This window comes from Bifidobacterium aerophilum (assembly GCF_010667685.1).
GTDB lineage: Bacteria > Actinomycetota > Actinomycetes > Actinomycetales > Bifidobacteriaceae > Bifidobacterium > Bifidobacterium aerophilum.
The window spans coordinates 28849-54904 of sequence record NZ_WHZW01000017.1 but is presented as its reverse complement, the minus strand read 5'-3'; the positions used below and the strand labels follow the sequence as shown (position 1 = coordinate 54904).

At 66.0% G+C, this 26056-nt stretch carries 23 protein-coding genes; 3 read left to right on the top strand and 20 right to left on the bottom strand.

Annotation, left to right across the window (positions count from 1 at the left end; all coding sequences use genetic code 11):
* Positions 1–63: 63 nt before the first annotated feature.
* The 10 genes from GFD25_RS08705 to rhmD all read right to left on the bottom strand — a co-directional run bounded on the left by GFD25_RS08705 (position 64) and on the right by rhmD (position 15112).
* Positions 64–1380, bottom strand: coding sequence for an MFS transporter (locus tag GFD25_RS08705; RefSeq protein WP_163231924.1), 1317 nt, complete (start codon positions 1378–1380; stop codon positions 64–66).
* Positions 1381–1603: 223 nt separating this feature from the next.
* Complete coding sequence (locus GFD25_RS08700) at positions 1604–2062, bottom strand: hypothetical protein (protein WP_163231922.1); 459 nt, start codon at positions 2060–2062, stop codon at positions 1604–1606.
* Between the two features lie 87 nt (positions 2063–2149).
* A complete protein-coding gene (locus GFD25_RS08695) occupies positions 2150–5230 on the bottom strand; it encodes a beta-glucosidase (RefSeq protein WP_163231920.1) in 3081 nt (1026 codons plus the stop codon).
* Positions 5231–5368: 138 nt separating this feature from the next.
* The gene (locus tag GFD25_RS08690) at positions 5369–7063 is read right to left on the bottom strand and encodes an MFS transporter (protein ID WP_163231918.1); all 1695 of its coding nucleotides are present in this window, start codon (positions 7061–7063) and stop codon (positions 5369–5371) included.
* Between the two features lie 34 nt (positions 7064–7097).
* Positions 7098–9686, bottom strand: a complete 2589-nt coding sequence (locus GFD25_RS08685) for a family 78 glycoside hydrolase catalytic domain (protein WP_163231916.1) — start codon at positions 9684–9686, stop codon at positions 7098–7100.
* Positions 9687–9976: 290 nt separating this feature from the next.
* A complete protein-coding gene (locus GFD25_RS08680) occupies positions 9977–11416 on the bottom strand; it encodes an ATP-binding protein (protein WP_338024647.1) in 1440 nt (479 codons plus the stop codon).
* Complete coding sequence (locus GFD25_RS08675; RefSeq protein WP_163231914.1) at positions 11406–12122, bottom strand: LytR/AlgR family response regulator transcription factor; 717 nt, start codon at positions 12120–12122, stop codon at positions 11406–11408. Before GFD25_RS08675 ends, GFD25_RS08680 begins: the two co-directional genes overlap by 11 nt.
* 85 nt (positions 12123–12207) lie before the next feature.
* Complete coding sequence (locus GFD25_RS08670) at positions 12208–12996, bottom strand: IclR family transcriptional regulator (protein ID WP_163231912.1); 789 nt, start codon at positions 12994–12996, stop codon at positions 12208–12210.
* Positions 12997–13024: 28 nt separating this feature from the next.
* A complete protein-coding gene (locus GFD25_RS08665; protein ID WP_163231911.1) occupies positions 13025–13819 on the bottom strand; it encodes an HpcH/HpaI aldolase family protein in 795 nt (264 codons plus the stop codon).
* 66 nt (positions 13820–13885) lie between these two features.
* The gene (gene rhmD / locus GFD25_RS08660; RefSeq protein WP_204314846.1) at positions 13886–15112 is read right to left on the bottom strand and encodes an L-rhamnonate dehydratase; all 1227 of its coding nucleotides are present in this window, start codon (positions 15110–15112) and stop codon (positions 13886–13888) included.
* Positions 15113–15324: 212 nt separating this feature from the next.
* On the opposite strand from rhmD, the gene budC reads away from it, so the two are divergent.
* The 3 genes from budC (at position 15325) to GFD25_RS08645 (ending at position 18449) form a co-directional block, all read left to right on the top strand.
* Positions 15325–16122 (top strand): meso-2,3-butanediol dehydrogenase, encoded by a 798-nt coding sequence (gene budC / locus GFD25_RS08655; protein WP_163231909.1) that lies wholly within the window; start codon positions 15325–15327, stop codon positions 16120–16122.
* A 194-nt stretch (positions 16123–16316) separates the two neighbouring features.
* On the top strand, positions 16317–17270 hold the full coding sequence (locus tag GFD25_RS08650; protein WP_163231907.1) for an amidohydrolase family protein: 954 nt from the start codon (positions 16317–16319) through the stop codon (positions 17268–17270).
* A 204-nt stretch (positions 17271–17474) separates the two neighbouring features.
* A complete protein-coding gene (locus tag GFD25_RS08645; protein WP_163231905.1) occupies positions 17475–18449 on the top strand; it encodes a DUF5692 family protein in 975 nt (324 codons plus the stop codon).
* A gap of 156 nt (positions 18450–18605) precedes the next feature.
* Here GFD25_RS08645 and GFD25_RS08640 read toward each other — a convergent pair whose 3' ends face one another.
* From GFD25_RS08640 to GFD25_RS08595, 10 genes are all read right to left on the bottom strand, one after another.
* The gene (locus tag GFD25_RS08640; protein ID WP_163231903.1) at positions 18606–19823 is read right to left on the bottom strand and encodes a diacylglycerol/lipid kinase family protein; all 1218 of its coding nucleotides are present in this window, start codon (positions 19821–19823) and stop codon (positions 18606–18608) included.
* Between the two features lie 228 nt (positions 19824–20051).
* Complete coding sequence (locus tag GFD25_RS08635) at positions 20052–20390, bottom strand: hypothetical protein (RefSeq protein ID WP_163231901.1); 339 nt, start codon at positions 20388–20390, stop codon at positions 20052–20054.
* Positions 20378–20656, bottom strand: coding sequence for a toxin (locus GFD25_RS12040; RefSeq protein WP_204314845.1), 279 nt, complete (start codon positions 20654–20656; stop codon positions 20378–20380). The genes GFD25_RS08635 and GFD25_RS12040 overlap by 13 nt, the downstream gene beginning before the upstream one ends.
* A gap of 45 nt (positions 20657–20701) precedes the next feature.
* The gene (locus GFD25_RS12290) at positions 20702–21067 is read right to left on the bottom strand and encodes an Rv3654c family TadE-like protein (protein WP_338024646.1); all 366 of its coding nucleotides are present in this window, start codon (positions 21065–21067) and stop codon (positions 20702–20704) included.
* Positions 21068–21192: 125 nt separating this feature from the next.
* Entirely contained in the window at positions 21193–21588 is a 396-nt protein-coding gene (locus GFD25_RS08620; RefSeq protein ID WP_163231897.1) for a TadE family type IV pilus minor pilin, read from the bottom strand.
* A 5-nt stretch (positions 21589–21593) separates the two neighbouring features.
* Positions 21594–21881 carry a DUF4244 domain-containing protein gene (locus GFD25_RS08615; protein ID WP_163231895.1) on the bottom strand — a complete coding sequence of 96 codons (288 nt, stop codon included), beginning with the start codon at positions 21879–21881 and terminating at the stop codon, positions 21594–21596.
* A 191-nt stretch (positions 21882–22072) separates the two neighbouring features.
* On the bottom strand, positions 22073–22711 hold the full coding sequence (locus GFD25_RS08610) for a type II secretion system F family protein (RefSeq protein ID WP_239512508.1): 639 nt from the start codon (positions 22709–22711) through the stop codon (positions 22073–22075).
* Between the two features lie 15 nt (positions 22712–22726).
* Complete coding sequence (locus GFD25_RS12410) at positions 22727–23524, bottom strand: type II secretion system F family protein (protein WP_163231892.1); 798 nt, start codon at positions 23522–23524, stop codon at positions 22727–22729.
* 52 nt (positions 23525–23576) lie between these two features.
* Positions 23577–24737: a TadA family conjugal transfer-associated ATPase gene (locus tag GFD25_RS08600; RefSeq protein WP_163231890.1), complete on the bottom strand. Its 1161-nt coding sequence runs from the start codon at positions 24735–24737 to the stop codon at positions 23577–23579.
* Positions 24734–25687 carry a CpaE-like family protein gene (locus GFD25_RS08595; RefSeq protein WP_239512507.1) on the bottom strand — a complete coding sequence of 318 codons (954 nt, stop codon included), beginning with the start codon at positions 25685–25687 and terminating at the stop codon, positions 24734–24736. Before GFD25_RS08595 ends, GFD25_RS08600 begins: the two co-directional genes overlap by 4 nt.
* Positions 25688–26056 lie beyond the last annotated feature (369 nt).

The following is a 26056-nucleotide window of genomic DNA, read 5'->3' as shown; positions in this document are numbered from 1 at the left end:
TCAGCCTCTCCGCTGCATTCCACCATAGCGGACGATCGGACCGGCGACAGGGAGCGACGTGCGTCACACCGCCATGCGGCGCACACGCATGAACGCGCAACCGGCGGCGGCGAACACGGCCACGACCGCGACGAATCCCCACAGCGTGACGCCGATCGTGCCGGGCATCACGAGCGCCGGGGTCACGAAGGCGAACAGTCCGCACAGCAGGCGGGAGAAGCCGAGGATGAAACCCTGCACGGTGGCGCGGCAGGCCAGCGGGAACGTCTCCTGCGTCCACACCTTGCAGATCGCCTCGCCGGCCAGCGGCAGACCGACGTACATGATGGCGGTGGCGGCGACGATCACCCACAGGGAGCCGCCGCCCGCGGCCATGAGGATCATCGCGGCGAGCGAGATCACGCCGCCGGCGACGAACAGCGGGTTGCGCCAGCGGGTGTTGACGGTGACGGACACCAGCCAGTTCGCGGCGAACATCACGATGTACAGGATGATGCCGAGGCCCGTGGCGAGGCTTTGCGAGGCGTCCGCGTTGACGAGCATGTAGGTCTGGAACTGGCCCCAGGTGTTCGCCACGAGATTCCAGCCGATGTAGAACACGAGCAGCGCGGTGAAGGCGGGGATCAGACGCTTCGGCATGCCGAACGGGCCGGCCGCAGGCAGCCCGGCACCATGGGCGGCACTGCGGGAATCCGCATCGCCGGCACTCGTCTTGCGACTTGCCGCGTCCACCGTATTCGTCGTCACGTTGATCGTCTTCACGGACGCCGCGTGCAGCGCGGCGAATTCGCACGAGCGCAGGCGCCACAGCAGCAGTGCGCACGCGATCACGGCGAACAGCGCGAACACCACGCGTCCGCCCAGCGCCCCGGCCAGCCCGGATACGGCGAAGGCGGCGAGCGCCGAGCCGAGCATGCCGAGCTGCCATCCGAGCTGCGTGACGGTGACGAGCTTCGATCCGGCGGCCGGATCCTGCGCGTCGCGCGACATCACGGAGATCGATACGGGCAGGTCGAGGCCGGTGCCGAGTCCGGCCAGCACCACGCCGCCCAGCAGCACCCAGAAGTCCGGCGCGGCCGCGCACAGCACGAAGCCGATGACCGAGACGAGGTTCACCCAGTTGAACACCTTCGTCATGCCGAGCCGCACGCACAATGGCCCGGCGAGCAGCGAGCCGGCGGCGATGGCGAAGTTGAGCACCGCGCTCAGCGCGCCGACCTCGCCCGCACCCAACCCGAGACCGGACTGCCACATCGTGATCGTGGTCGACAGGCCGACGATGGCCGACGATCCGAGGAACGATCCCAGTCCGCCGCAATAGCCGAGACGGGTCAACGCGGCCGTGGACGCGGAAGAACCGCCGTCTGCCGAACGAGCCATATCACATACTCCTTTATACGTATTCCATAATCACTGTAGAACATGGAATATACATGCCATTACAAAGGACATCCGATCGAGACCGGACGCCGGACGTTCCGCACGCACGAAAAACTCCCCTCGGCGGGGGCGGTCGCCGGTTCCGGGACCGACGGCGACCCTGCCGAGGGGAGTCATTTCACGACGCGCCGTGAATCACAGGTCGTGAATCACGCGTCACAGATCACGCGTTGCGCTTGTTCACCTTCATGTACGAGGCGATGATCGACAGCAGCGCGGCGATCACGTAGGCGATCATGCCGTAGACCGCGCTCATCAGGTCGGCCATGTTCTGCGCGTTCTGGTTGAACGTGGCGATGGACGCGATGGCGTTGACGCGGTCGGACAAGAAGAACGCGAACGCGCACATCAGCAGCACCGACACGGCGACGACGCACACGTCGAGCACGATCGGCAGCCACTTCGGGGATCCGGCCGAGGCGGCGGCCTGGCTGCCGCCCAGCACGACCAGTTCCAGCACGACCACGCCGAACGAGCAGGCAAGCACGGCCGGGTTCATGCCCGAGCTCAGGAAGTAGCTCGTGTGGCAGTTGATGAAGTAGTAGACGAGCGCGACGACCGCGGCCACCAGCGCCAGGACGTTGACATAGAATCCGATGGATTGCTGTTTGATGAAGTTCATGATGATCTCACTTTGAACCGTTGAGCTTGACGTTTCGGGATGGGCGGTGGGCCGTATCGGCCGGCCCACCGCCCGGACCGGAAGGACTCAGGCCTTCTTGGAACCCTTGCCGCGCAGGGACACCACGTACATCGCGGCGCCGAGCAGGGCGAACAGGCCGGTGACGATGCTGACGCCGGTCAGCACGTTGTCGTACCAGGTGCGCAGGGTGACCACGCGGGAGCTGGAGTTCAGGCCGTCCATCGCGTTGGAGTTCGCGATGGCCTGGAACTGCCAGGTCATGTTGCGCTTGAGGTCGCTCACGAGCTGGCTGTCGGTGCTCACGTTCTTCACGGTCCAGTACGGCCAGACCTTGGAGACCGCGGCGATGCTGTTGTCGCCGGTCAGGCACAGCATCGTGATGCCGTTGTGGACGGCGGCGGCCAGCTGCGCGTAGGTGGGATCCTGGATGAAGTCCTCGCTCATGAGGCCCTTGAAGCCCCACTCGCCGCGCAGGATGCCGAGCATGAGGCCGGTGTGCGCGTTGGTCGCGGTCACGCCGATGCGGTTGTAGGCGCTCATCATGCCCATGGTGCCGGCGTCCTCGACGATGGACTGGTTGGCACGCAGCTCGCCTTCGCGGGCCTTCTGTTCGGTCATGAACACGGACAGGCCGGTGCGGTTGATCTCGGTGTCGTTGAACGCGTAGTGCTTCGGGGCGAGGATCAGGCCGTACGCCTTGGCCGCGGTGACGGACGCCGCGCCCTGGAAGGCGGTCAGAATCGGATCCTCGGAGTAGTACTCGTGGTTACGCGCGTTGTACGGCGAACGGTGCAGGTTGGTGCCCACGCCCCACAGGATCGGCAGGTTGGCCCAGATGGAGTAGTTGCCGAGCAGCTTGCCCCATTCCTCGGAGATCTGCTTGCTGAACGTCTGGCCGAGCACGGACTCGTTGGCCATGACGCCCATCTTGAAGTTGAGGTTCGGGTCGTTCGCGTCGATCTTGTACGGGTCGGCGGAGTTCGGATCGGTGTTCGCGTACTGGCCGAGCGTGTAGGAGTTGAAGCCGTTCGGACCGTCGTTCTGCACGGCCTCCGGGGAGCTGATCGTCGCGACGGACTTGGTGGAGGTGCCGCCGAAGGCGTTGCGGATCATGGCCTCCTCAAGGGTCATCTGGTCCATCAGGTCGCCCCACTTGGAGTCGGTGAAGTCCTCGTTGCCCTTGAAGTCGGCGAGGGTCAGGTCGTTCTTCGCACCCCACGTCGTCGCCTCGGCGTCGTTGTGCTCGCCGATCTTGTACGTGTCGTTCGACAGGCCGCCCTTGAGCATCTCGTCGGTCGCGGTCAGGTCCTTGTAGGTCTTCGGGAACGTGCCGGACCAGTCGGAACGGGACAGGTAGGTCACGGTGTCGGGCATGTAGCTGTTGAGGTCGGCGTCGGCGAGCTGGTTCTCGACGTTCGTGCCGTTCTTGGTGGTCGCGAAGGTCGTGTCGTCGAACTCGTCGAGCGTCCACTTGGCGGCGTCGGCCTTGTTGCCGTCGACGTCGGCGCCCTGCGCGGCGAGGACGTTGTTCACGGCCTCATGCGCGCCGTTGCCGATGGCGAAGTAGTAGTCGCCGTCGTCAAGGATGTAGTTGCCCTTGCTGCCGGCCTGGTTGGACGCGGTGGAGTCCCAGCTGGCCATGTACTGCGCGTCGGCCTTGATCTCGACGGTGGTCGACTCGCCCGGCTGGAGCTCGTCGGTCTTCGCGTAGTCGAGCAGCTGCACGGCCGACTTCTCGACGTTGTGCTGCTTGTCGTAGTCGGTGTACGGCGTGCTGGCGTACAGCTGGACGACGTCCTTGCCGGCCACCTTGCCGGTGTTGGTCACGGTGACCTTGGCGGTGACGGTCTTGTCCTTGAGGTCGACGGACACGGAGTCGAGCTTCTGGTCGAAGTCGGTGTAGCTCAGGCCGTAACCGAAGGTATACGTCACCTCGTCGTCGTAGTTCCACGCGCCGCCGTTGGAGCTGCCGGTGGACGACTTCGCGTCGCCCTGGTTCAGCACGGAGTCGGCGTAGCGCGTCTCGTAGTACTTGTAGCCGGTGTAGATGCCCTCGGCCTCGACGATTTCGGAGTTGATGTACTTCGAGTCGTCGGCGTTGGTCCACGCGTAATCGCCGTAGTTCTGCGCGGACGGAGCGGAGGAGTTGTCGACGGCCCAGGTGTCGGCGAGGTGGCCGGACGGGTTGGCCGCGCCGGACAGCAGGTCGGCGACGCCGTAGAAGCCGTAGGCGCCGGGCAGGCCGATCTGCATGATCGCGTCGACGCCGGCGTTGTCGGCGATCTCGTTGATCTCCATCTGCTGCGCGCTGTTGAGCAGCACGATCACCTTGCCGCCGTTGGCCTTCTTCGCATCGACGGCCGCGTTGATCAGGTCGCGCTCGTCATCGGACAGGCCGAGCGGGTCGGACTGGTTGAGGTTCTGGTTCGGATCGACGCCGTCCTTGCCGGGCGTGTACGAGCGGTTTTCGCCGGAGCCTCGGGCGAGGGTGACGATCATGACGTTGTTGTCGTTGAGCGTCGACTTCCAGTCGGCGTTCGCCTCGGTCATCGTGTCCTGCGACGGCTCCTTGCTGGAGAACGTGCCGTCGGTGGCCGGCGAGGTGATGCGGGTGAAGGTGTCGGTGCCCCACGGGTTCACGACCTCGGAGACGAACGAGGATTCCATGGACTTGTACAGGTCCTGCAGGGCCGTGTTGATCTTGAAGCCCTTTTCGGTGAACGCGGTGACCATGTCGACCGGATCGGCGTCGGTGCCTTCGAACGAGGACAGCGAGGAACCCATGTCGCCGCCCTGCACAGGGTAGTAGCTGGAGAAGCCGAGCAGGCTGATCTTCTGGGTTTCGGCCTGGGACAGCGGCAGCGCGCCGTCGTTCTTGAGCAGGACGGAGCCTTCCTCGCTGACCTTCTCGCCGAAGTCGCGGATCGCGGTGACGAGCTCCTTGGTGCTCGAATAGTCGGACTTGTAGGTGTAGTCCGCGGCGCTGGCGTTCTCGGTGGAGAACGCCGAGCTGGTGGTGCCGAGGAACTTGTCGATATCGGTGCGGAAGCCCTGCACTGCGCTGGTGGCGACCAGCGACAGCGCGAGCATCGATGCGAACGTCGTCGTCACGCCTCTCCACACCCGGGTTTTCGGGCTTGTCTTCATGGTTTTTCCTCCTGTTTTGGGTGTCGTCGCCCTAAGCCGAACGCTTGTGGCGCCGGCTCTGAACGGCAAAATCCTGAAATCTGTTGGTGGCCCCGGCCCGCCGGCTTCATCGGCGGCGGCGGACCGGGAAATCTGCGGTTATTTCTTGGCCTTGGCCGCCTTGGCGGCGAGCTTGGCCTGATACTTGGCCTCTTCGGCCTCGAAGTCGAGCCCCTTCTTGGCGCAGCGGGCGCGCAGCTCCTCGATGCGGGCGGCCTCGGCCTCGCGGTCGGCGGCCTCCTGTTCGCGGCGCAGGCGTTCGGCCGGTTCGATCCATTCGCCGCCGGCGGCCAGCACCGCGGCCTTCTGGTGTTCGAGGATCGTCGCCTGGTCCTCCTTCACGTACTTCTCGACGTTGAGGAACACCATGAGGATCACGATGGCCGCGTAGCACACGAGCTCGGCGCCGATGTAGCAGCCGGCGAGCACGGTCTGCACGCCCTCGTTCTGCGAGGCGGCGGTGGCGTCGTAGCCGGTGGCGGTGAGCAGCAGGTTGATGATGCCGTTGCCCAGGCCGGTCATGCCGACCATGATGGCGCCGTAGACCGACATGGTGAAGCCGTCGGAACGGAAGCCGTTCTTCGCCTCGAGGTGGTCGAGCACGTCGGACAGGATCGCCAGCGTCACGTACATGGCCGGGATCGAGCCGATGCCCTTGAGCACCACGCCGACGCACACGATCACGAAGCTGTGGATGTCGAGCAGGCTGACCGAGCCGCCGAGCACGGCGACGATCATGCCGAACAGCACCGCGTTGCGCTTGCCGAGCTTGTTGGCGATCGGCCAGGCGAGCAGCATGCCGACGGCGGTCGGGATGCCGCCGATCATGCCGAGCATGCTCATCGCGGCGCCGGCCGATGCCTCGGAGTTCACGCCGTCGAACATCCAGCGCGAGTAGTAGCTCATCGAGCCGTTCTTGATGAGGCCGGACAGCTGGAACAGCAGGAAGTAGCCGATGATGATCCACCAGTAGCCGTTCGACATGCAGGCGCGGGCCTGCTTGGCCATCGGCAGTTTCTCTTCCTTGATGTTGAGCTTCATGTTCTCTTCCGTGATGCGCTCACGGGTGAAGAAGTACTCGATGAGGATACCGATCGCGGTGACGACGCACAGCACGATCATCACGATGCGCCAGTTGGCGTAGCTGGCTGCCGCGTCGATCACGCCGTCATGGTCGACGAACAGGAAGCTCTGCAGCAGGATCGGCACGAGGATGCTCGCGCCCACGCCCACCGCGGCCACGCCGGACGCGTTCGACAGGGTGGCCAGCAGGCCGCGCTGGTTGCTGTTGCGCGTCGACAGGCCGACCATCGAGCTGTGCGCGGTGTAGAACAGCGGGTACGCGAGCGCGTAGTACAGGTTGTACGAGACCGCGATCCAGATCATCTGCACGACCGGTGCGGAGCCGGTCGGGGTCATGAACAGCAGCGCGATCGCGACGACGACGAACGGCACCGACAGCAGCATGTACGGGCGGGCCTTGCCCTGCGAGGTGCGCGTGTTGTCGATGAGACGGCCGACGGCGAGGTTGCCGATGATCACGAGGATGACCGAGGCCATCGGCAGCACGGCGGAGAAGATGCCGAATTTCGTGGTGTCGGTCCAGCCGAGCACGTCGGAGTAGTAGCGGTTGAGGTACGAGCCGAAGATCGCGTTGGAGATGAACGCGCAGAACGGTCCGACGAAGTAGCCGAGCAGCATCTCCGGCGGTTTCACGTTCGCCGAGGTGATGCGTGTGCGCACCAGAGGGTTGTCGAAGAACCCTCCGTTCGTGCGCGTCGTTGCGGTTGTCATTGCTTGTCCCTGATCCTTTCTGTTCGTTCCCGTCCTACAGCTCGCACGTCACCGTGTGGCTGCCGTGGGTGAGTTCCTGCGTGCGTCCGTCCGGCAGCGTCAGCTCGCAGACGGTGCCGAACGGCACGTCCACGGTGATGTCGAACCGCTTGCCGGTGATCGACCAGGCCGATCCGACGCGGCCGTACGGCGTATCGACGTGTCCGTTCGCCCAGGTGATCCCGCCGCCGAGCAGCGGTTTCACGTGAAACTTTCGATATCCGGCCTCGATCGGCTCGATGCCGGCCACGCGCTGGTAGAGAAACGCGCCGACCGCGCCGGAGGCGTAGTGGTTGTACGAGATCATGAGGTCCGTGCCGTCGTCGCCGATCGGGCATTCGCCGTGCTCGTCGAGGCCGTCCCAGCGCTCCCAGATCGTCGTCGCGCCCATCTTGACCTCGTACAGCCAGCTCGGGCACTGCTCGTTGGCGAGCATGCGGAACGCGACGTCCGGCCGTCCGTTGTCGGCGAGCGCGAACAGGATGTACGGCGTTCCCGGGAAGCCGGTGCCGATTTTATATCCGTTCGATTCGACGAGCGCGGCGAGGTTGTTCACGGCCTTGTCGCGCGTGGCGGCGTCCGGGAACATGCCCAGGTGCAGCGGCAGCACGTACGCGGTCTGGAATTCGTCGTTGAGCTTGCCGTTGCCGTCGGTGAACACGGAGACGTACGCGTCGGCCACGCGGTCGGCGAGCTCGTCGTATTCGCGGGCGTCGTCGTCATGGCCGAGCACACGGGCCACCTGGGCGAGCGTGCGGGCGGTGTTGTTGAGGCTGGCGGTGCCGGTCCACTTGCCGCGGGCCTGCCACTGCTGCATCTTCGGCACGTCGGGCGCGACCCAGTCGCCGAACTGGAACGGGGTGGGCATCCACCAGATGTAGCGGTGCTTGCCGAAGCCGAACAGGCCGGCCCAGAAGCGGCAGGCGTTCACGTACTTCTTCATCGGCTCGTACATGCGCTCGAGCACGGACCTGTCGCCGCGCGCCCGGTATTCGGCCCACGGCACGAGCACGACCGCGTCGCCCCACCAGGCGATCGCCATTTCGGGCATGGTGGCCGGGAATCCGTAGCCCTGCACGGGCACGGTGTTCGGGATGCCGCCGGTGGGCAGCTGCTCGGCCTTCACGTCGCGCAGCCACTTGTCGAGGAAGCGGCTCATGTCGAAGTCGTAGCAGGCGGTGGGCGCGAACACGGCGATGTCGCCGGTCCAGCCCATGCGTTCGTCGCGCTGTGGGCAGTCGGTGGGAATGTCGAACAGATTCGACTTCGCGCCCCACACGATGTTGCTCTGCAGCTGGTTGAGGCGCTCGTCGGAGCAGGCGAAGTCGCCGGTGCGGGTCAGTTCGGAGTAGAGCGCGACGCCCGTGACCTTGAGCTGCTTCGCCTCGATGCCGCGCACGGCGATGTAGCGGAAGCCCATGTAGGTGAAGCGCGGGGCGTACGTCTGGTCGCCGGCCGTGCAGGTGTAGGTGGCGGTGGCCTTGGCGGTGCGCAGGAACGTGGTGTTGAGCGTGCCGTCGGGGTTGAGGATCTCGGCGTGGCGCACGGTGACGACCTGGCCGGCGGATGCGCCGGCGATCTCGAGGCGGACGACGCCGGCGAAGTTCTGGCCGAAGTCATAGATGAGCTCGCCGTCGGCGCGGCGCTTGCAGCTGACCGGCTCGAACGTCTCGTGTTCGCGCACGGGCGCGCCGTAGTCGGCCTCGATGCGCTTCGGTTCGGTCTTCGGACGTTCGATCGCGGCCTTGCGCCAGCGTGTGCCGCCCGCGTTGCCGTCCGCGCCGAACGCCTTGGTCGCGTCGTAGGTCTCGCCGTCGTACAGGTCGGCCATTTCGACCGGACCGTCCATGGTGACGTCCCAGTCGGCGTCGGTGCCGATGACCTCGCTCGTGCCGTCGGCGTAGTCGATGCGCAGTTCGGCGAGCAGGGCCTGGCGGTCCGCGGTGACGCGGTTGACGCGCGTGAACACGAACGATCCGACGGCCCAGCCGCCGGCCACGGTGGCGATCAGCGTGTGCTCGCCGCCGTCCGCAAGCTGCTCGGTGACGTCGTAGGTCTGGTACTGCAGGTTCGTCTTGTACGACGTGAAACCGGGGGCGAAGTAGCGGTCGCCGACCTTGCGTCCGTCGAGCGCGAACTCATAGACGCCCATCGCGGTGGCGATCAGGCGCGCGCGGACGACGGTCTTGCCGTCCGCGGGAGCGACCGTGCGGCGGAAGCTCATCGGCTTCGGGGAGATCTTCTTGTCGGTGAAGCGGTAGTCGCCGTCCGTGATCCACGAGCCGGCCCATGCCTCGCCGAAACGTCCGGTTTCGAACGAGGTCGTCGCGCTTACGGTGACGCCCTGCTCGTCGGTGACGGACAGCTCGACCGGGTACGTGGCGAACGGCTTGAGTGCGGGACCGTCGTAGGGATACGCGATCTGCGTGTCCGGATGGCAGGACCATTCGCCGACGGTCAGGGTCACGTCGCGCACGGCCGCGTCGGCGGTGCCGCTCAGCGTGTAGGAAAACCGCGGCTTCGGATTGTCGGTCACGCAACCGTGTTCCAGGTTTTCCACGGTCAAACGATCAATCGTCAGCATGACGTCACCCTTCCTTGTCGTGTCTCGCGACTCGTGTCTCTCTCGACTGTGTCTCTTTCGACTGTGGCGAACCGGACCGTCATGGTCCGCGTCGTCTCGTCCTCACCGATTTCCGGTCGTTGGAAACCTTGTGATATTCAGTCAAGCGCACGCCGGGCGCATCCGCCACGCGGCCATCACAAGATGCGTTTTTCACCCCACAAACGACATCGGCGGTGACGCTCCCCTTTATTGCTGCGCCCCCTACCAGGGGGAGCTGTCGCCGCAGGCGACTGAGGGGGTCACACCCGCTACGGCACGGGAATAAGAATGTTCACCGTGAACACGCCGTCCTCGGCCTTCGCGGACAGCACGCCGTCGTACTGCTCCACGATCATGCGCATCGACCGCACGCCGAAGCCGTGGTAGCGCTTGTCGTCCTTCGTGGTGACCGGCAGGCCGTTCTCGAAGCGCCGCTCGCCGTCGTACGGGTTCTCCACGTGCGCCACGAGCATCCCGGCCTCGGCGCGCACCTTCATGCGGATGTACCGCCGCGACGGGTCGGCCACCGCGCCCGCCGCCTCGATCGCGTTGTCGACGGCGTTACCGAACAGCGAGTAGATGTCGGCCGGCTTCATGAACTTCAGGCTGGCGCCGTCGATCATCCGGTCGAACTGGATGTGCTTCTGCTCGCACACCAGCGACTTGTTCGCCAGCAGCACGTCGAGCGCCTCGTTGCCGGTGCGCACCGACGAATCGTAGATGCCGACCAGCCCGCGCAGCTCCTCGATCTCCTCGGCCGGGATGCGTCCGCCGAGCATGTTCAGCTGCTTCTTGAGGTCGTGCGTCTTCACGTTGATCAGGTCGATGGTCTGCTTGTCGGCGGCCAGCTGCGACTTCTGCTGGTACAGCAGCTGCTTGAGCACCTCGCCGTCGCGCTGCGCGGCCTCGCGCATGACGATCTCGCGCTGCATGAGCAGCAGAAACGCGCACAGCACGGTGCGGGTGAGGATGAACATCATGTACGCGTAGATGTTGATGCCGATGCCGGCGTCGGCCGTGAAATAGTCGAACAGGCAGGAGAACACGTCCACGCTGAGCACCACGCCGATGAGCAGCGGCACGACGTGGCTGTCGGCGAGCCCCTGCGGCACATGGCCCTGCATGGGCCGGGAGAACAGCCAGTACCATGCGGCCAGCAGCGCCGCGAACGAGACCGGGTACAGCCACAGGTCCATCGCATCGTCGCGGATATGCGTCACGACATGGACCACGCCCATCACGATCTGCGAGCCGCCGTAGGCCAGGTGCTGCAGTCCGACGACGGCCGCCGTGTAGAACAGCCCCTGCGTCACGTCGAGCCTGCGGCACACGGTCAGCGCGACGAAGCACAGCGCGTCCAGCAGCACGAGCCGCGCGATCTGGCCGAGCGCGTCCTGCGGCTGGTTGAACGCGGCCATCGTCGTCGCCACGGCGATCATCGCGAGCACGCACACGGCCAGCCGCAGCCGCCAGCGCGTCCGCCGTTCGATCCACCAAGTGAACATTTCCGCGGTGACGAGGATCTCGATCACGTAGCCGTTGGCGGAGAAGAACCAGAGCAGCATCTCGCCGAACGTGCGGAACCCACCGACCAGCACCGTCTCGAAGGCCGAGATGGACGCGATGGCCGCGCCGGACGTCATCGTCGGAATCATCGTCATCGCCGCAACGGCGGCCGACACCGCGGCGGACGCGATCTCAGCGAACACGGTCGTTCCCCAGGTTCTCGGCGAGCGCGAGCATGAACGACTTGCGGTAGGCGCGTCCGATTGGCAGCTGCGTGCCGTCCGTCAGCGTGACCGTGTCCCCCGCGACCTGCGCGACGTGACGGCTGCTGACCAGGTACGGCTTGCCGCAGCGCATGAACCCGCTGCCCGACAGACGGTCCTCGATGTCCTGCAGCGAGCCGTACGCGCTGATCGTGCCGGAATCGGTGTGGTATTCGAGGTTGTGCGCGCGGATTTCGATGTAGCTGATGTCGCGCAGCGCGATGCGTCGCGAGCTGCCGCGCTGGCTGACCAGCAGGGATTCGCCGTCGGCCTGCGCCAGCCGCAGCGCGCGGGCGAGCTTGCGTTCGAAGTCGGGATAGGCGAACGGTTTGATGATGTAGTCGAGCGCGTCCACCTCGTAGCCTTTGGCGGCGAACTGCGCCATGTTCGTCACGAACATGAGGATCGTCTTGGAGTCGAGTTCGCGCAGGCGGTGCGCTGCTTCCAGCCCGTCCATGTTCGGCATTTCGATGTCCATGAACACGATGTCCCAGTTGGCGCTGTACGGTTCGAGGAAGCTCGTCGGCTCGCGGAATTCGGTCACGTCGAACCGCACGCCGGTATGGTCGTTCTCGTATTGCTTCAGGCACGCGCGCAGGCGCGCCGCCGCGTTCTCGTCGTCCTCGACCACCGCCACGGTGAACATGTCCGGTCCTCCTCCCTCGGTCCGCCGCACCCGTCCTCGTGCGGCCACGCGGGCGCATCCCCGCTCGCCTTTACCTTAACGCACCTTAACGCGTCGGCTGCCCGTTCCATCCGAGTTCGCGCGAAATGGCGTCGGCCGCGTCGCGCACGACGGGCCCGAGCCGGTGCATGCGGTCGGTGGGCATGAAGGTCTTGAAACTGGAGACGGAGATCGCGCAGGCGATCGTGCCGGCCGCGTCGCGCACGGGTGCGGCGATGCAGCGCACGCCGGCCTCGTTCTCCTCCAGGTCGTAGGCGTATCCCTGTGCGGCGTAGCGTTCCATGGCGCGCGCGAACGCGGCCGCGCCGGAATAGTCGTGTTCGGGCTGGCGTTCCATGCGTTCGCGGTCGGCGAGGTACTGGCTTTCCCAGCGGTCGGGCCGGTCGAGCAGCAGCGCCTTGCCGATGCCGGTGTAGGTCAGCGGCATGCGGCATCCCGGCCACGAGCGGATCTCGATGGTGCGGCTGCCGCGGATCTTGTCGAGGTACAGCGTTTCGCCGGCATCTTCGGCGGCGAGGTGGATGGTGTCCCGGGTGAGGTCGGACAGGTCGAGCAGGTAGGGGCGCGCGATGGCGGGGATGGAGATGTCCTCGCGCGCCTGGAATCCGAGTTCGATGAGCGCCGGGCCGAGGGCGAGTGCGCCTTCGACGGTGTCGCGCAGCATGCGTTCGGCGCGCAGCGCCTGCACGAGCCGGTGCGTGGTGCTGCGGCTCAGGCCGGTCGTCTCGGTGAGGTCGGCGAGCGTGCGCGCCCCGGCGGCGACGGCCTTGAGCACGGCGATGCCATTGATCAGGGTCTGCGCACCGGGGATGGCGGGCTCATCGGTTCGGGTCATGGTTTCTCACGATACGCCGCTCGGACGGTCACCGGTACTGTTCGAGTTCGGCGGCCAGTCCGCGCACGTACACGTCGGTGTCGCCGGCGACGGCGACGAACGACGCGCCCCACTCGAAGTACTTGCGGGCGGTGGCCGGGTCGAAGGCGAGCGAGCCGATCGCCTTGCCGTGGGAGGCGATCATGTCGAACGCGCGGTGGATCTCGTCCTGGATCGCGCCGGCGTCGTCCGGGTGCCCGAGCGAGGCGGACAGGTCGGCGGGCCCGATGAAGACGCCGTCGATGCCGTCCACGGCGGCGATCTCGTCGATGTTGTCGAGCGCCTCGCGCGATTCGACCTGCACGATCAGGCAGATCTCGTCGCGGGCGGTGGCCATGTAGTCCGGGATGAGGCCCCAGCGGCCGGATCGGGCGATCACGCCGCCGACGCCGCGAATGCCCGAGGGCGCGTATTCGACCGCGCGGACCATGAGCTCGGCCTCCTCGCGCGTGTTGACCATCGGGACGAGCAGCGTCTGCGCGCCGAGGTCGAGCACCTGCTTGATGAGCACCGGATCGGCCGCAGCCGGGCGCACGATCGGCGTGGTCGGGTAACCGTGACAGGCGCGCAGCTGGGCGAGGATGCCGGTGAGGTCGTTCGGGCCGTGCTCGCCGTCGATGAGCAGCCAGTCGTAGCCGATTTCGGCGGCGATCTCGATAGAGGTGGACGATCCCATCGCGATCCACAGGCCCTTGAGCTGCGGTCGGGCGGCGGGATCGGTCGCGGTCGCGGCGGCCTTGAGCGCCGCCTTGAACGGGTTGTGCGGCAGCGGTACGGAAGTCATGGATGAAGCTCCTTTGCGACGATGCCGGGCTCCCTCTCTTGGCGAGGGAGCCCAGACAATGACGAATCAGTGCGTGAACGGCCGCTCAAGCGGACAGTCGCGGTTGAGCTCGACGCCGAAGCCGGGCTTGTCGAGCTGCTCGGCGGTCATCACGCCGCCTTCGGGCACCGGCTCGCCGATCAGGATCGGGTCGAACTGCGGGCGCAGGCTGTCGGCGTGCGGCGAGGTCATGAGGAACTCGCTGAACGGCGTGTTCGTGAACGTGATCACCGCGTGATGCGAGTAGACGGACGAGCCGTGCGGCACGACGAGCTGTCCACGCGCCTTGGCGATCGCCGCGATCTCGCACAGCGAGGTCACGCCGCCGCACCAGCCGACGTCGGGCTGGATGATGTCGACGCCCGCGTCGGACAGTTCCTTGAACGCCTCAAGCGTGCCGGTGTGCTCGCCGGTGGTCATGAGCATACCGGCCGGCATGTGCTTCTTGAGTTCGCGGTACGACTCGATCTGGTTCGGCGGGAAGCATTCCTCCATCCACTTGAGCTTGTACGGCGCGGCGGCGTGCGCGAGCTTGGTCGCATAATTGACGTCCTGGCTCATCCAGCAGTCGAACATCAGCCAGAAGTCGTCGCCGACCTTCTCGCGCATGTCGGCGAGCGTCGCGATGTCCCTGGCGATGCCTTCGTCGCCGGCGGCCGGACCCCAGTGGGTCGGCAGCTTGCCGCCGATGAAGCCCATCTTCTGGGCGAGGTCGGGGCGTGCGCCGGTCGCGTAGAAGTGGATCTCGTCGCGCACCGCGCCGCCGAGCAGCTTGTAGACGGGCAGGTTCAGCACCTTGCCGTACAGGTCCCACAGCGCGAGGTCGACGCACGAGATCGTGTTGATGACCACGCCGCCTCCGCCGGAGTAGTACAGCGTGGCGTTGAGCATCTGGTCGTGGATGAGCTTGATCTGGTCGACGCGCTTGCCTTCGACGAAGCGGGACAGGTGGTGTTCGACGATGAAGCAGCCGACGGTGCCGGCGGTGGAGATCGCGAAGCCGGTGGTGCCGTCGGACGCCTCGACCTCGACGACGAGCGTGCCGAGCACGTTGATGCCGAACGACTGGCGGGACTGCTCGTATTCCTTGTACTTGCTCATCGGCGTGGCGATGTGGTCGTCGATCCAGTGGTCCTTGCCCTGGTCGTGGTAGTCGCCGCCGCCCTGCCCGTGGATGGTGGCGGCCGCGCCGCCCATCGAGTAGGCGCGGATCGCGGTGATCGTGGGCAGCTTCAGTGATGGCGCCAACGTCATGGTGATTCCTCTCCGTCGCGGAATGTGTGGATATCGCCTACGCTACAGCGTGCGGGATGGTATCCCTATATGTGGGACGGTGTTTCAACTGTGGTGAACTGGTGCGTAGCACGGACCGTCGCGCCCCGCGCCGGCCCGCCCGCCACGAACGCACCGCGCCGCGACCGGCAACGCCGCCAACCGCCCGCGCACGAACCGAAGGAGCTTCACCCATGACCAGCAACACGTACCGTTTCGAAGGCAAGGTCGTCATCGTCACCGGCGGCGGCACCGGCATCGGCCGCGCGATCACGCGGGCGTTCCTCGACAACGGCGCCACCGTCGTCGCCGTCGGCAAGCGCACCGCCCCGCTCGAGGAGACGATCGCCGGGTACGAACGCGGTCACATGCACATCACCGACGTCTCCGACCACGCGCAGGTCGCCGAGCTCGTCAGCTCCGTCGTCGACGAATTCGGCCGGCTCGACGTGGTCGTCTCCAACGCCGGCATCTTCGAGGGAGGCGAGATCGAGCACGTCTCCGACGAGGTGTGGCACAAGCTGTTCGCCGTCAACATGGACGGCCTGTTCTACCTGACCAAGGAGGCGTTGCCGCACCTGATCAAGTCGCACGGCAACATCGTCGTCGACACGTCCGTCTCCGGCCTGTACGGCGACTGGGGCCAGACCGCGTACAACTCCACCAAGCACGCGATGAACGGCTTCGTGCGCTGCGTCGCGCTCGACTACGGCGCCAAGGGCGTGCGCATCAACGCGTTCGCGCCCGGCTTCATCGAAACCGACATCAACCGCGAGGTGTGGACCGACCCGGCGCGCGTGCAGCCGTATCTCGACCGCGTGGCGCTCGGCCGCACCGGGCGGCCTGAGGACTGCGCCGGCATCGCGCTGTTCCTCGCCTCCGACGACGCCGCGTACCTGACCGGACTCGTGGTGCCGGTCGACGGCGGCACGACCGCCGCCACCGGGCAGGGCCGCAACTCGTACGAGAACGACACCCGTTCCGTGCTGTAGACCCCTCCCCAGCTCCCCCTGAAGGGACATTGCCGTCAAGCAAACAGCAGAGCTGTTTGTAGGCAATGTGCGAGCCGACAGGCGAGCCAATGAAACGCGAGCGTAGCTCGTCCTTAATTGCGGGACGAGCTGTCAGCGTAGCTGACTGAGGGGGTGAAACACCCATCATTCCACCGCCAGACAGGAACCCACATATGAGCGAAATCGTCATCGACCGACTGGCCACGATCATCCCGGAAACGGCCGAGCAGGCTGCCGCGCCCCGGCCGTTCATCGACACGCACGTGCATCTCATGGAGGTCGGCCTGTACTCGTGGTTCAACCGGTCGAAGCCGCCCACGTTCGAAGGACCGTGGGATCCGTTGTTCGACGCGGGCGACTACGTGGCCGCCGACCTCGCCGCCGAGACGGACGGCACGCCGATCGAGCTGCTCGGCGCGGTGCACGTGCAGGCCAACGCCGACGACCCGATCGCCGAGATCGAGGCCGTGCAGCGCATGGGCGAGACGTCCGGATGGCCGATCAGGATCGTCGCCGGCGGCGACCTGAGCGCGCCGGACATCGAGCCGCTGCTCGAACGCGAGGCGTCGTACCGCGACGTGCGCGGCTTCAGGCAGAACCTCAACATGCACGACCATCCGCTGTACCACTACGTCGACAAGCCGTACATGGACGATCCGCAGTGGCTGGCCGGGCTGGGACTGCTCGGCAAGTACGGGCTGAGCTTCGACATGCAGCTGTACCCGACGCAGTTCGGGCGCGCCTGCGAGGTGATCGACGCGCACCCGGACACGCTGTTCGTGATCAACCACGCCGGCATGTGGGCCGACCGCGACTTCGCCGGCTGGAAGCTGTGGCACGACGGACTGCGCGAGCTGGGCCGGCGCGACAACTGCGCGATCAAGATCTCCGGACTCGCGTCGATGGACCATCGCTGGACGTTGGAAAGCATCAAGCCGGCCGTGTACACCGTGCTGGACGCGTTCGGCACAGACCGTGTGATGTTCGCGTCGAACTTCCCCGTCGACAAGCTGCACGGCACGTACGCCGACATCGTCCACGGGTTCGCGCGCTGCGTCGAGACGATGTCCTCAAGCGAGCGCGACGCGATGTTCGTCGGCAACGCGCGGCGGTTCTACCGGTTCTGATCGCGGTGGCGCGTCGCCTTCGCGCGCCCCCGCTTTCCGTCAGCGCGCCACACGAATTGACACACTGTCAACCGCCTTCTATACTCGATGTCGCAAGAAATTTGACATCTCGTCAACACGCCCAACGGGGAGCGTTCCACGGCCGTCCTGCGCCGTTTCCGGCCGCGCCCCGCCGCGCGCATCGAGAAGAAGGAAAGGACCCTCATGCTGTTTCAGGTCTATGGTGACAACGCCGTGTGGCAGTGGATCGGCTGGATACTCGTGTTCTGCTGCCTGATTGGCGCGAACGAACTCGCCCGACGCACCAAAACCGGCGGCATCATCGCGTTCCTCGTCGTTCCCGCGATCCTGACCGTCTACTTCGTCACCATCTACGTCGCGGCCGCGGCCGGCGCCGACTGGGCGCTCAACAACCCGACCTACGTGCACATGACGTCGTGGTTCCACTACGCGAAGCTGTACGCCGCCACCGCCGGCTGCATCGGCTTCATGGCGCTCAAGTACCGCTGGGGCAAGATCGGCAAGTCCGACTGGTTCAAGTGCTTCCCGTTCGTGATCGTCGCGATCAACATCCTCATCGCCGTCGTCTCCGACTTCGAGTCCGCGTTCCGCGCGTGGGGCACCACCTGGGTCTCCACCGAAGGCGTGACGCTCATGGGCGGCTGGCACAACGTGTTCAACGGCGTGGCCGGCATCATCAACATCGCCTGCATGACCGGCTGGTTCGGCATCTACGTGTCCAAGAAGAAGGACGACATGCTCTGGCCGGACATGACGTGGGTGTTCATCGTCGCGTACGACCTGTGGAACTTCTGCTACACGTACAACTGCCTGCCCACGCACTCGTGGTACTGCGGCCTTGCGCTGCTGCTCGCCCCGACCGTCGCGAACTTCTTCTGGAACAAGGGCGGCTGGATCCAGAACCGCGCGAACACGCTGGCGATCTGGTGCATGTTCGCCCAGGTGTTCCCGATGTTCCAGGACTACTCGGTGTTCTCCACGCAGTCGGTGAACAACCCGAACGTGAACTTGACGGTGTCCCTGATCGCGCTCGTGGCGAACGTGCTCGCGCTCGGCTACATCCTGGTCCGCGCGAAGAAGCAGGGCGTCAACCCGTGGATCCAGGAAGTGTTCAAGGGCACGAAGGATTACGAGCAGGCTATCGCCCGCGCTGCGTGATTTCCTCACGACTGCCGTCATTCGGCGTCGCGTGACTTCAGGGCCGCGTTCCGGCAGGTCTTACGACCGGCCGGAACGCGGCCTTTCGCGATATCCGGGGCCGTCCCGGAGGCCTTCTGCGGTAGCCGGTAGCCGGATGCCGGGCGCCCGCACAGGTCAGTCGACGAATTCCCCGGTGACCGGATCGCGACGGTCGCGTTCGATCGCCGCGAGCGTGCGGCTGCCGTCGTCGGCACGATGGGCGTGCGCGACCGCCGGCGGCACGAGCACCCGCAGCGCGCGATCCTCCGCCACGACCCTGACCGGCAGGTGTCCGATGTATTCGCCGTCCGCCATCATGACGGGCGGTTCGGCTCCTTCCGCGGCGCGCGTGATCTCCACCTCGCGCACGCGCTTCCATCCGAACACATGCGAGGCGAGCAGGCGGCCGTTGTATCCCTTCGAAATGGCGTCGGCGATCTCCAGCGGGTTCGGCATGTGATCGATCCACACGAGGTCGAGCAGTCCGTCCGCGAACCGCGAGTACGGCGACACTTCCAGCCCGCCGCCGATATGCCGCGAATTGGCAACGGTGATCATCGGCGTGATGAGGTCGCGCTCCTCCACGCTGCCGTCCGACAGCGTGGCCTTGATGTGGTAGCCGTAGCGTTTCAGATGCGTGACCTCGACGAGCACGGCCACGAAGTAGCGCAGCGATCCGCCCGGCAGCCGCGAATGATTGGCCCGGTCGTTGATGGTCGCGTCCAGTCCGCAGTTGAGCATGCCGCCGTAATACCGGTTGATCGGAGACAGTCGACCGCCGCCGGCCGTGCCGCCGTTACCCGCGACTCCGTCACGGCCCAGGCTTTCATCGTCGTCCGCGCGATCACCGCCGTCCGGAACATCGTCCGAACCATCGTCCGACAGCAGGTTTCCGGTGGCCGCGTCCACCGCGTACCCTCCGGGCAGCGAGGTCACGCGGCCCATGTCCACGTCGAGATGACTGCCGCGCACGATCGCGCCCACGATGCCTTCGACCGCCGTGTCGATGCGGTTGACCGGCAGCCCGAGCCCACGCGCGAAGTCGTTGCCGGATCCGGTGGCGACGATGCCGAGCGGCTTGCCGCTGCATCCGACCGCGTTCGCGCCGAGCGCGATCATGCCGTCGCCGCCGACCACCACGAGATGCGTGTACTCGTCGGCATGGGAACGTGCATTGGTCAGCGAATCGTCAAAACTGGTGCCGGTCAGATCGATGACGTCGAATCCATGACGACGGCCGGCCTCGGTCAGCAACTCCATGACCCGCGCGTCGATTTTGGCGCCCTTGCCCTTGTCGGACACCGGGTTGCCGATCATCGCCACGACCGGGCGCGCACTGCTCGCTTCACTCATACCGCCACGATAAACCATGCTCCGTCACGTGCGCCAGCATCATCGGGGAATTATCCGTCTGGTTTGCCGCGAAGCGAAGCCCCCCGTTCCGTACACTCACAATCACATATCCATGAAGGCGCGTCACGGAGCAAGCACCGAGACGGCATCTCATGCGCATCGACATGACCCGTTTCAAGCGACCTGCACGTATCGACACAGACCGTCTCGATCACCCCGACATATCCGTCACTGCGCCGACGCCAACCCCTTGTCGATCAGCGTGCGAATCGCCTCGGAGACCTTCATGCCATGGTCCGACGCGTATTGCCGCACGCGTCGCTCCCCATCGGGATCGATACGGAACTGCATGATCCTGTCGGCGCGAACGCGGCCGATCTTCAACGGTCGCCCACGCCGCAGCCACTTGCGTTCCTGCGGCGTCGGCTCGCGGCTCCACCCTTTGTCTTCGCGAAGCTGTTTATCCAGAAAGCGAATACTGTATCCCCGTTCGGCTTCGGCCTGGTCGCGCCGGACCCGTTCCCGCACCTCCGGCGGCAAATCGGCCAGATGGATCATCTCAGCCATAGTGCCCTCCTGTTCAGCATCATGCGGTATTTCAATCGCATTTTCATCGCGTGGATGATCACCCATCCGTCCCCATCCCATGCCGGAACGAGGACGATCTCCAGAGGCATGCCCGTTGACGTAACGCCTAATCTCAGCTCTTTGTACGGCTCTTCGCATAGCACTCTGATATCCAGGCAATGTTCGGCGACATACGTTGCGTCGTCCGGATCAATACCATGCTTGCCGGCGGCATCAACCACACGTATACGATTATTGTAATACATAAATCTCCTTCCCCGGAGTAGAGCTCACGGTCACACGGCCGTCGATCATCCGCATGCCACGGGCCCAGCACGCGATGCGCGCGACATCCATGGCATGAACGGCACCCGCGTCGGCACCGACAACGTCGCCTGCACATCGTCCCCGTCGACCATGCACGCGTCGATCCGGGCATCGTTGGCCTGCGCGACGGAACCAGCGACCGCGCATGGATCCGCGTTGCCGGCACGCAGCGCGCTTGCGGCGGAGACGACCGCAAGATCGGCTGACGCACGCGCACGGCCTTGGCAGATCAGCAGATTCCCGGCCGACGCGACGGCACCGAGTAGCACGCCGACCAGCAGGATCAGCATCACGCCGGCGACCGTGCCGGATCCGCGGTCGGCGCCATGCCACACGTCATGGCACAGCACACCGACGCGAGACGCGGAATCTCGTCGCCGGACACCACAACACCATCGGGAATCACAACACCGCCGAGAATCACATCGCCACCGGGCGGCGCAGCGCCACCGCCCATCACTCCGTCGCTCCACGTTCATGGCATGACCCCGGTCGCCCGACCAGTGACGCGCGTCGGCAGGACGCCCAACGGATCCGGCACGACCGGGCATTGCGCCACGACCGTCACCGTCGTGCCGCCGGAACCGCCGTCACCGTAGGACACCGCCACCGCCACGCCGTCGCCCGCCACCGCACGCGCCGTCGCCTGGGCGTCGAACCCGCCGTCTTTCCCGGCGACGATCAGTTCCCGGGCTACGGCCGCGGCGGCATCCTGGCACCCCATGGTCACGATGACCGCACGCGACAGTCCGAACAGCAACGCCGCCACCGCCACGACGGCGGGAAGCACCACCGCGAATTCCGCGGTGGCCGCTCCCCTGTCAGCACGGCGCAGGATGTCCGACAGCGCTCCCGCTACCCGTCGTGCCATGACCATCACCCGACGTTCAACGCTTTTTTGATGATGTTCGTCAGCAACGTCTTGATGGCGTCGGATTTGAGGATGGCGACCAGCACGGCGGCGAATCCGGTAGCGGCGACCAACACCACCGCGTATTCGGCCGTGGCGGCCCCCTCCTCCGGTTCGGCGGCCAGCGTGCGTATCCGGGCATCGATGCGGCACAGTTCGCGCCGCCCTTGCTCCAGCAGATCGGAGACGGACTGCCTGGCATGCAGCAGCAGCCCGGCCTGCCCGTCCACATTGATGGGTATCACGTCACTCATAGCGTTCCTTTCACTTGAGTCCCCGGCCACCATGGCCGCGGTGCATGCCACTATGCACGAAACGACGAGTCCACCGGACGAAAAACGAGTCATGTGGTCGAACGGTCCCGGGTTATCCACAGGCCGGCGTGTCCTCCACATTTTTTGTGGATAACCACACCCGGCCCGACCGGCGATGTGGATAACTTTCGTCATGTCACGAACGACACGATCGACGGAATCACGCCGACGAATACGAACGCCGGCAGAAAGCACAATCCGGTCGGCATGAGCAGCCGCACGGTCAGTCGGCCCGATGCCTCTTCGATTCGCGAACGCTCGTCGCGGTCGAGCTGCTCCAACGCCGTTTCCAATCGGGACACCGGCGAGGTCCCATGACGCCATGCCGGTTCCAGCGCTTCCTCAAGCATGGCGAACACCGGTTCGCGCCCACCAGCCGCCGCACCGAAGCCGCGTGCCGTTTCCGCGTCCAGACCGCCTTCGGCCGCGCCCCATGCGTCATGCCAGTCGTCACCGCGCAGCAACGCGTCGCAGACCCGGCACAGCCCACGCCCCACACGCCCTCCGATCGACGAGCCCACCGTCTCCACGGCACGCGGAATCGAGGCGCCCTGCCTTACCACGGCGGCCGTCAAGGCCAGAACCGTCGCTGCGGACACCTCGCCACCATCCAGCCCCGGCACATCGTCATGAGCCTGCGTCGTGCGGACACGCATAGCGTCCATACGCCGCGAGACGACGATCTCCGCGCCAGCCAGCCATGCGGCCAGGCCGGCAAGACATGCGGCGACCGCCGCCCAGCCCGTCCCGGACAACGTCACGGACACCATCGCCGGCATTCTCGATCACCCGCCATCCATATCGCGTAGCATCGCGCGCATCCACGCCACTCCGGCCGCGTAGCAGCACATTCCCAAACCGAGACAGGTCGCCCCCTGCGTCGACCCGAACAGAAACGACAGCGGCTTCGCGCCAAGCAACTCCCCAAGCATCACGGTAATGAGCGGCAATGCGGACAACAGTTTCACGGTGGCCTGCGGCACGGCGAACGCCTGCGCGCGCAGATCGTCCAACAACCGGGCGCGACGGTAGGAATCCGCCACAACCTCCAGGCATCGCACGGCCGGGCAACCGGACGATTCGCTGAGACGCACGGCCGCAGCGAGTTCCGTCGCGACCGACTCGATCTGCTGACCGCGCTCCTTCGGCAGTGCACGTCCAGCCAGTATGCCGCGCAGCCGAGTGACGGTGATGCGACCGATTCCCGCAGACGCGGACCATCTCGGAATGCAGTCCGCCACAACCTCATTCGATGTCACCGAATCCGGCGTGCTCTCCGACATGGTCGCAAACGAGCCTGCGATGACCGATGCGCCGGATGTCATACGGCCGTCCGCCCAATCGCCATCGGCCTGATGCTCGAAAGCTTCGGCCAAAGTCGCGCCGGCGCGCATCGCCGCGCACGCGGCGGCGATCACCGCGGCGACGCCGATGCGAGGCCGCCCGTCCCGCCCGGTCATATGCCGCTCTCCCCCTATGCCGTTGTGCCGGCGCAACAGGGCAAGCCGCCGGTCACATGACGCGACTCGACAGGGCCACGTCAATGAGGCCGCCCCTGCCGCGCAGGCCGCCACCGCCGCCATGCCGACATCACCGATCATGATCGTCTCCCGTCACTCCATGGTTCGCTCGTTTTCATCTCGCCTTCCGCCCGCCCGCGCCGGGCCCGTCAGGAAGATCCGCCGCTATCCACCCAAGAGGCCTCGCCCCATTGCCGGAAGCCGCCGGAGAAGTCGACGAAGACGCCACACGGGCGGGCTCCCACAGCCATCGGGCGGCGAAATCGGCCCACCCGGGGCCGGCCAGAGGCGCGCCGATCCCATCCCAGACGGCGATCACCTCGCCGTGCAATGCCGTACCGTCCAAGCCCGTGTCGGCGCCCGCCGCGTTCAATCGCCCGATCTGGCTGATATGACGCCGCCCGTCGGCTTCGCGTTCCACATGGATCACCGCGTCGAACGCGTCCCGGACCAGCATCGCCGTAGCCTCGACCGGCAGACCGGCCAGCAGACCAAGCGCGGACAGACGTACCGGCACGCGCGTCACATCGTCGGCATGCAACGTGACCATGCCGCCGCGATGCCCGGAGTTGAATGCACGCAGCAGGTCGGCGATCTCCTCGCCACGGCACTCGCCGAGCACCACGCGGTCCGGTCGCATGCGCAGCGTGGCCTTGACCAGTTCCGGCAGTCCGATCGCGCCGGCCCCTTCCACATTGGCTTCGCGCGTGACCAGCGAAACGCGGTTGCCCGACCCGATCATGCCCAGTTCGCGAACTTCTTCCACGGCGATGATCCGTTCGTCGGCGGGGCACAATCCGAGCAGCGCCTTGAGCAATGTGGTCTTGCCCGCACCGGTGCCGCCGGTGATGAGCATCGTCGCCCGTCGCATCACGAGAGTACGCAATACCGGCAGCCAGATCGACGGCATCATTCCGCCCGCGCAGAGCGATTCCAAGGTAGGCGGCGAACGCGGCGGCAGCCGTATCGACAGGGCCGCGCCTTGCGGCACGAGCGGCGCGATCACCGCATGCACGCGCAGCCCGTTCACCGTCGAAGCATCGGCGATCGGGCATGCGTCGTCCAATCTCCGTCCGAGCTGCGCGCACAGCTGCACCGCATAGTCGCGTACGGCCTGCGGGGACCGGAACGGAATCGGCAGACGACATTCCCGCATGCCGGCTCCGAGGTCAGCCCACACACGGCCTTCGCAGGTGACGGTCACGTCCGTCACCTGCGGATCCGCCATGATCGGCTCCAGCGGTCCGAAGGCCACCGATCCGGCGACGGCGTTCATGACGCGCCCGTTCCGTCGAGCCGCCGGTCGATCCAATCGCAGACGTCGTCGATCACGCGCAGGTTCGCCCGCGTCATCGTCCGTATTCCCAGTCCGGACAGGATGTCGGCGCACAGTCGCGGATGCGCGCGGATTCGTCCGCTGATCGGCCGGGAAAGATATTCGGATGCTTCGTCTTCGGACACGATGCCGATACGCCGTACCGTGCCGCGAGGCTCCGCGCCGACCAGCAGCAACGGAAACGCGCCGTCCGCGACGCGTTCCGACGATCGAGCCGCCACGCCCGACAGCCGTTCCAGATCGCCGATGTGCCGTTTCGCCCTCGCCAGTCCGAGCACGGACAGCTCGACGAGGACGATATGCGCCGCGGATCCCAGGTCCTGCATGGTGTCGAGCAGTTCGCCCCGACCGGCATCCACGACGACCACGCGGTTCGCTTCGGCAAGCGCGCGAACGGCGGCCTGCGTCTGCCACCAGTCCGGCATCCCGCCGTTCCATGGGTTGCCGGGCAGGACACGCACGTCGTCCCAGACCGGCAGTTCGCGGTTGAGCGCTTCGCCGTCCAACCGTCCGAGCGGCGCGTCGATCGTATTGAAACGCATGCCGGGCTCGCTTTCCACGCCGAGCAACACGTCGAGCCCGCCCGCCGCAAAATCGACGTCGATCAGCGCGCAGGACAGGTCCCGTTCCGCCATCCGCCTGGCGACGCCGGCAGCGAACGTGCTTAATCCGATGCCGCCACTGGCGGCGGAGCAGACGACGATGTTGTGGCAGACGGTTTCGATGGCGATGCCGGCGGCGAGGCCGGGAGGCTGGCCTCGGCCGTATGAGGCCTGACGGGCCGGCTGCGCGTATGCGCCGGAGACGGCCGTCCTCGGCGGCGATGTACGGTCTTCCGCCGGCGGAGTGTAGTAGCGCTGGGGCGCGGTTGAGGTGGTTGCAATATCCATGCGCTGATTGAACCGCATTCGCGCCGCCTGGATCGAAGAAAACAGGGTGTGTGGTCGAAAGGTACCGAGTTATCCACACTCGGCGTGTCTGTCCACATTTTTTGTGGATAACAATACGGGGGTGTGGATAACCCGCACGCACGGCCCACAGGGAAGCGCAGCCAATCCGCGCCCCACCCCGCGGAGAACTCGAACGCATGGCATACACACACCCGAGGCTTCGCGGGGCCGTCATGCTTCTTTTGTGCCACGGTAGAGGAAAATCGACGAAAAACCGCTACCGTGGCACACACTTTTGCCACGGTAGGGAGGGTAAACGGTTACTGCGCGAACCGGGACAACATGCGCCCTCGCAAAACCGCGGAATTC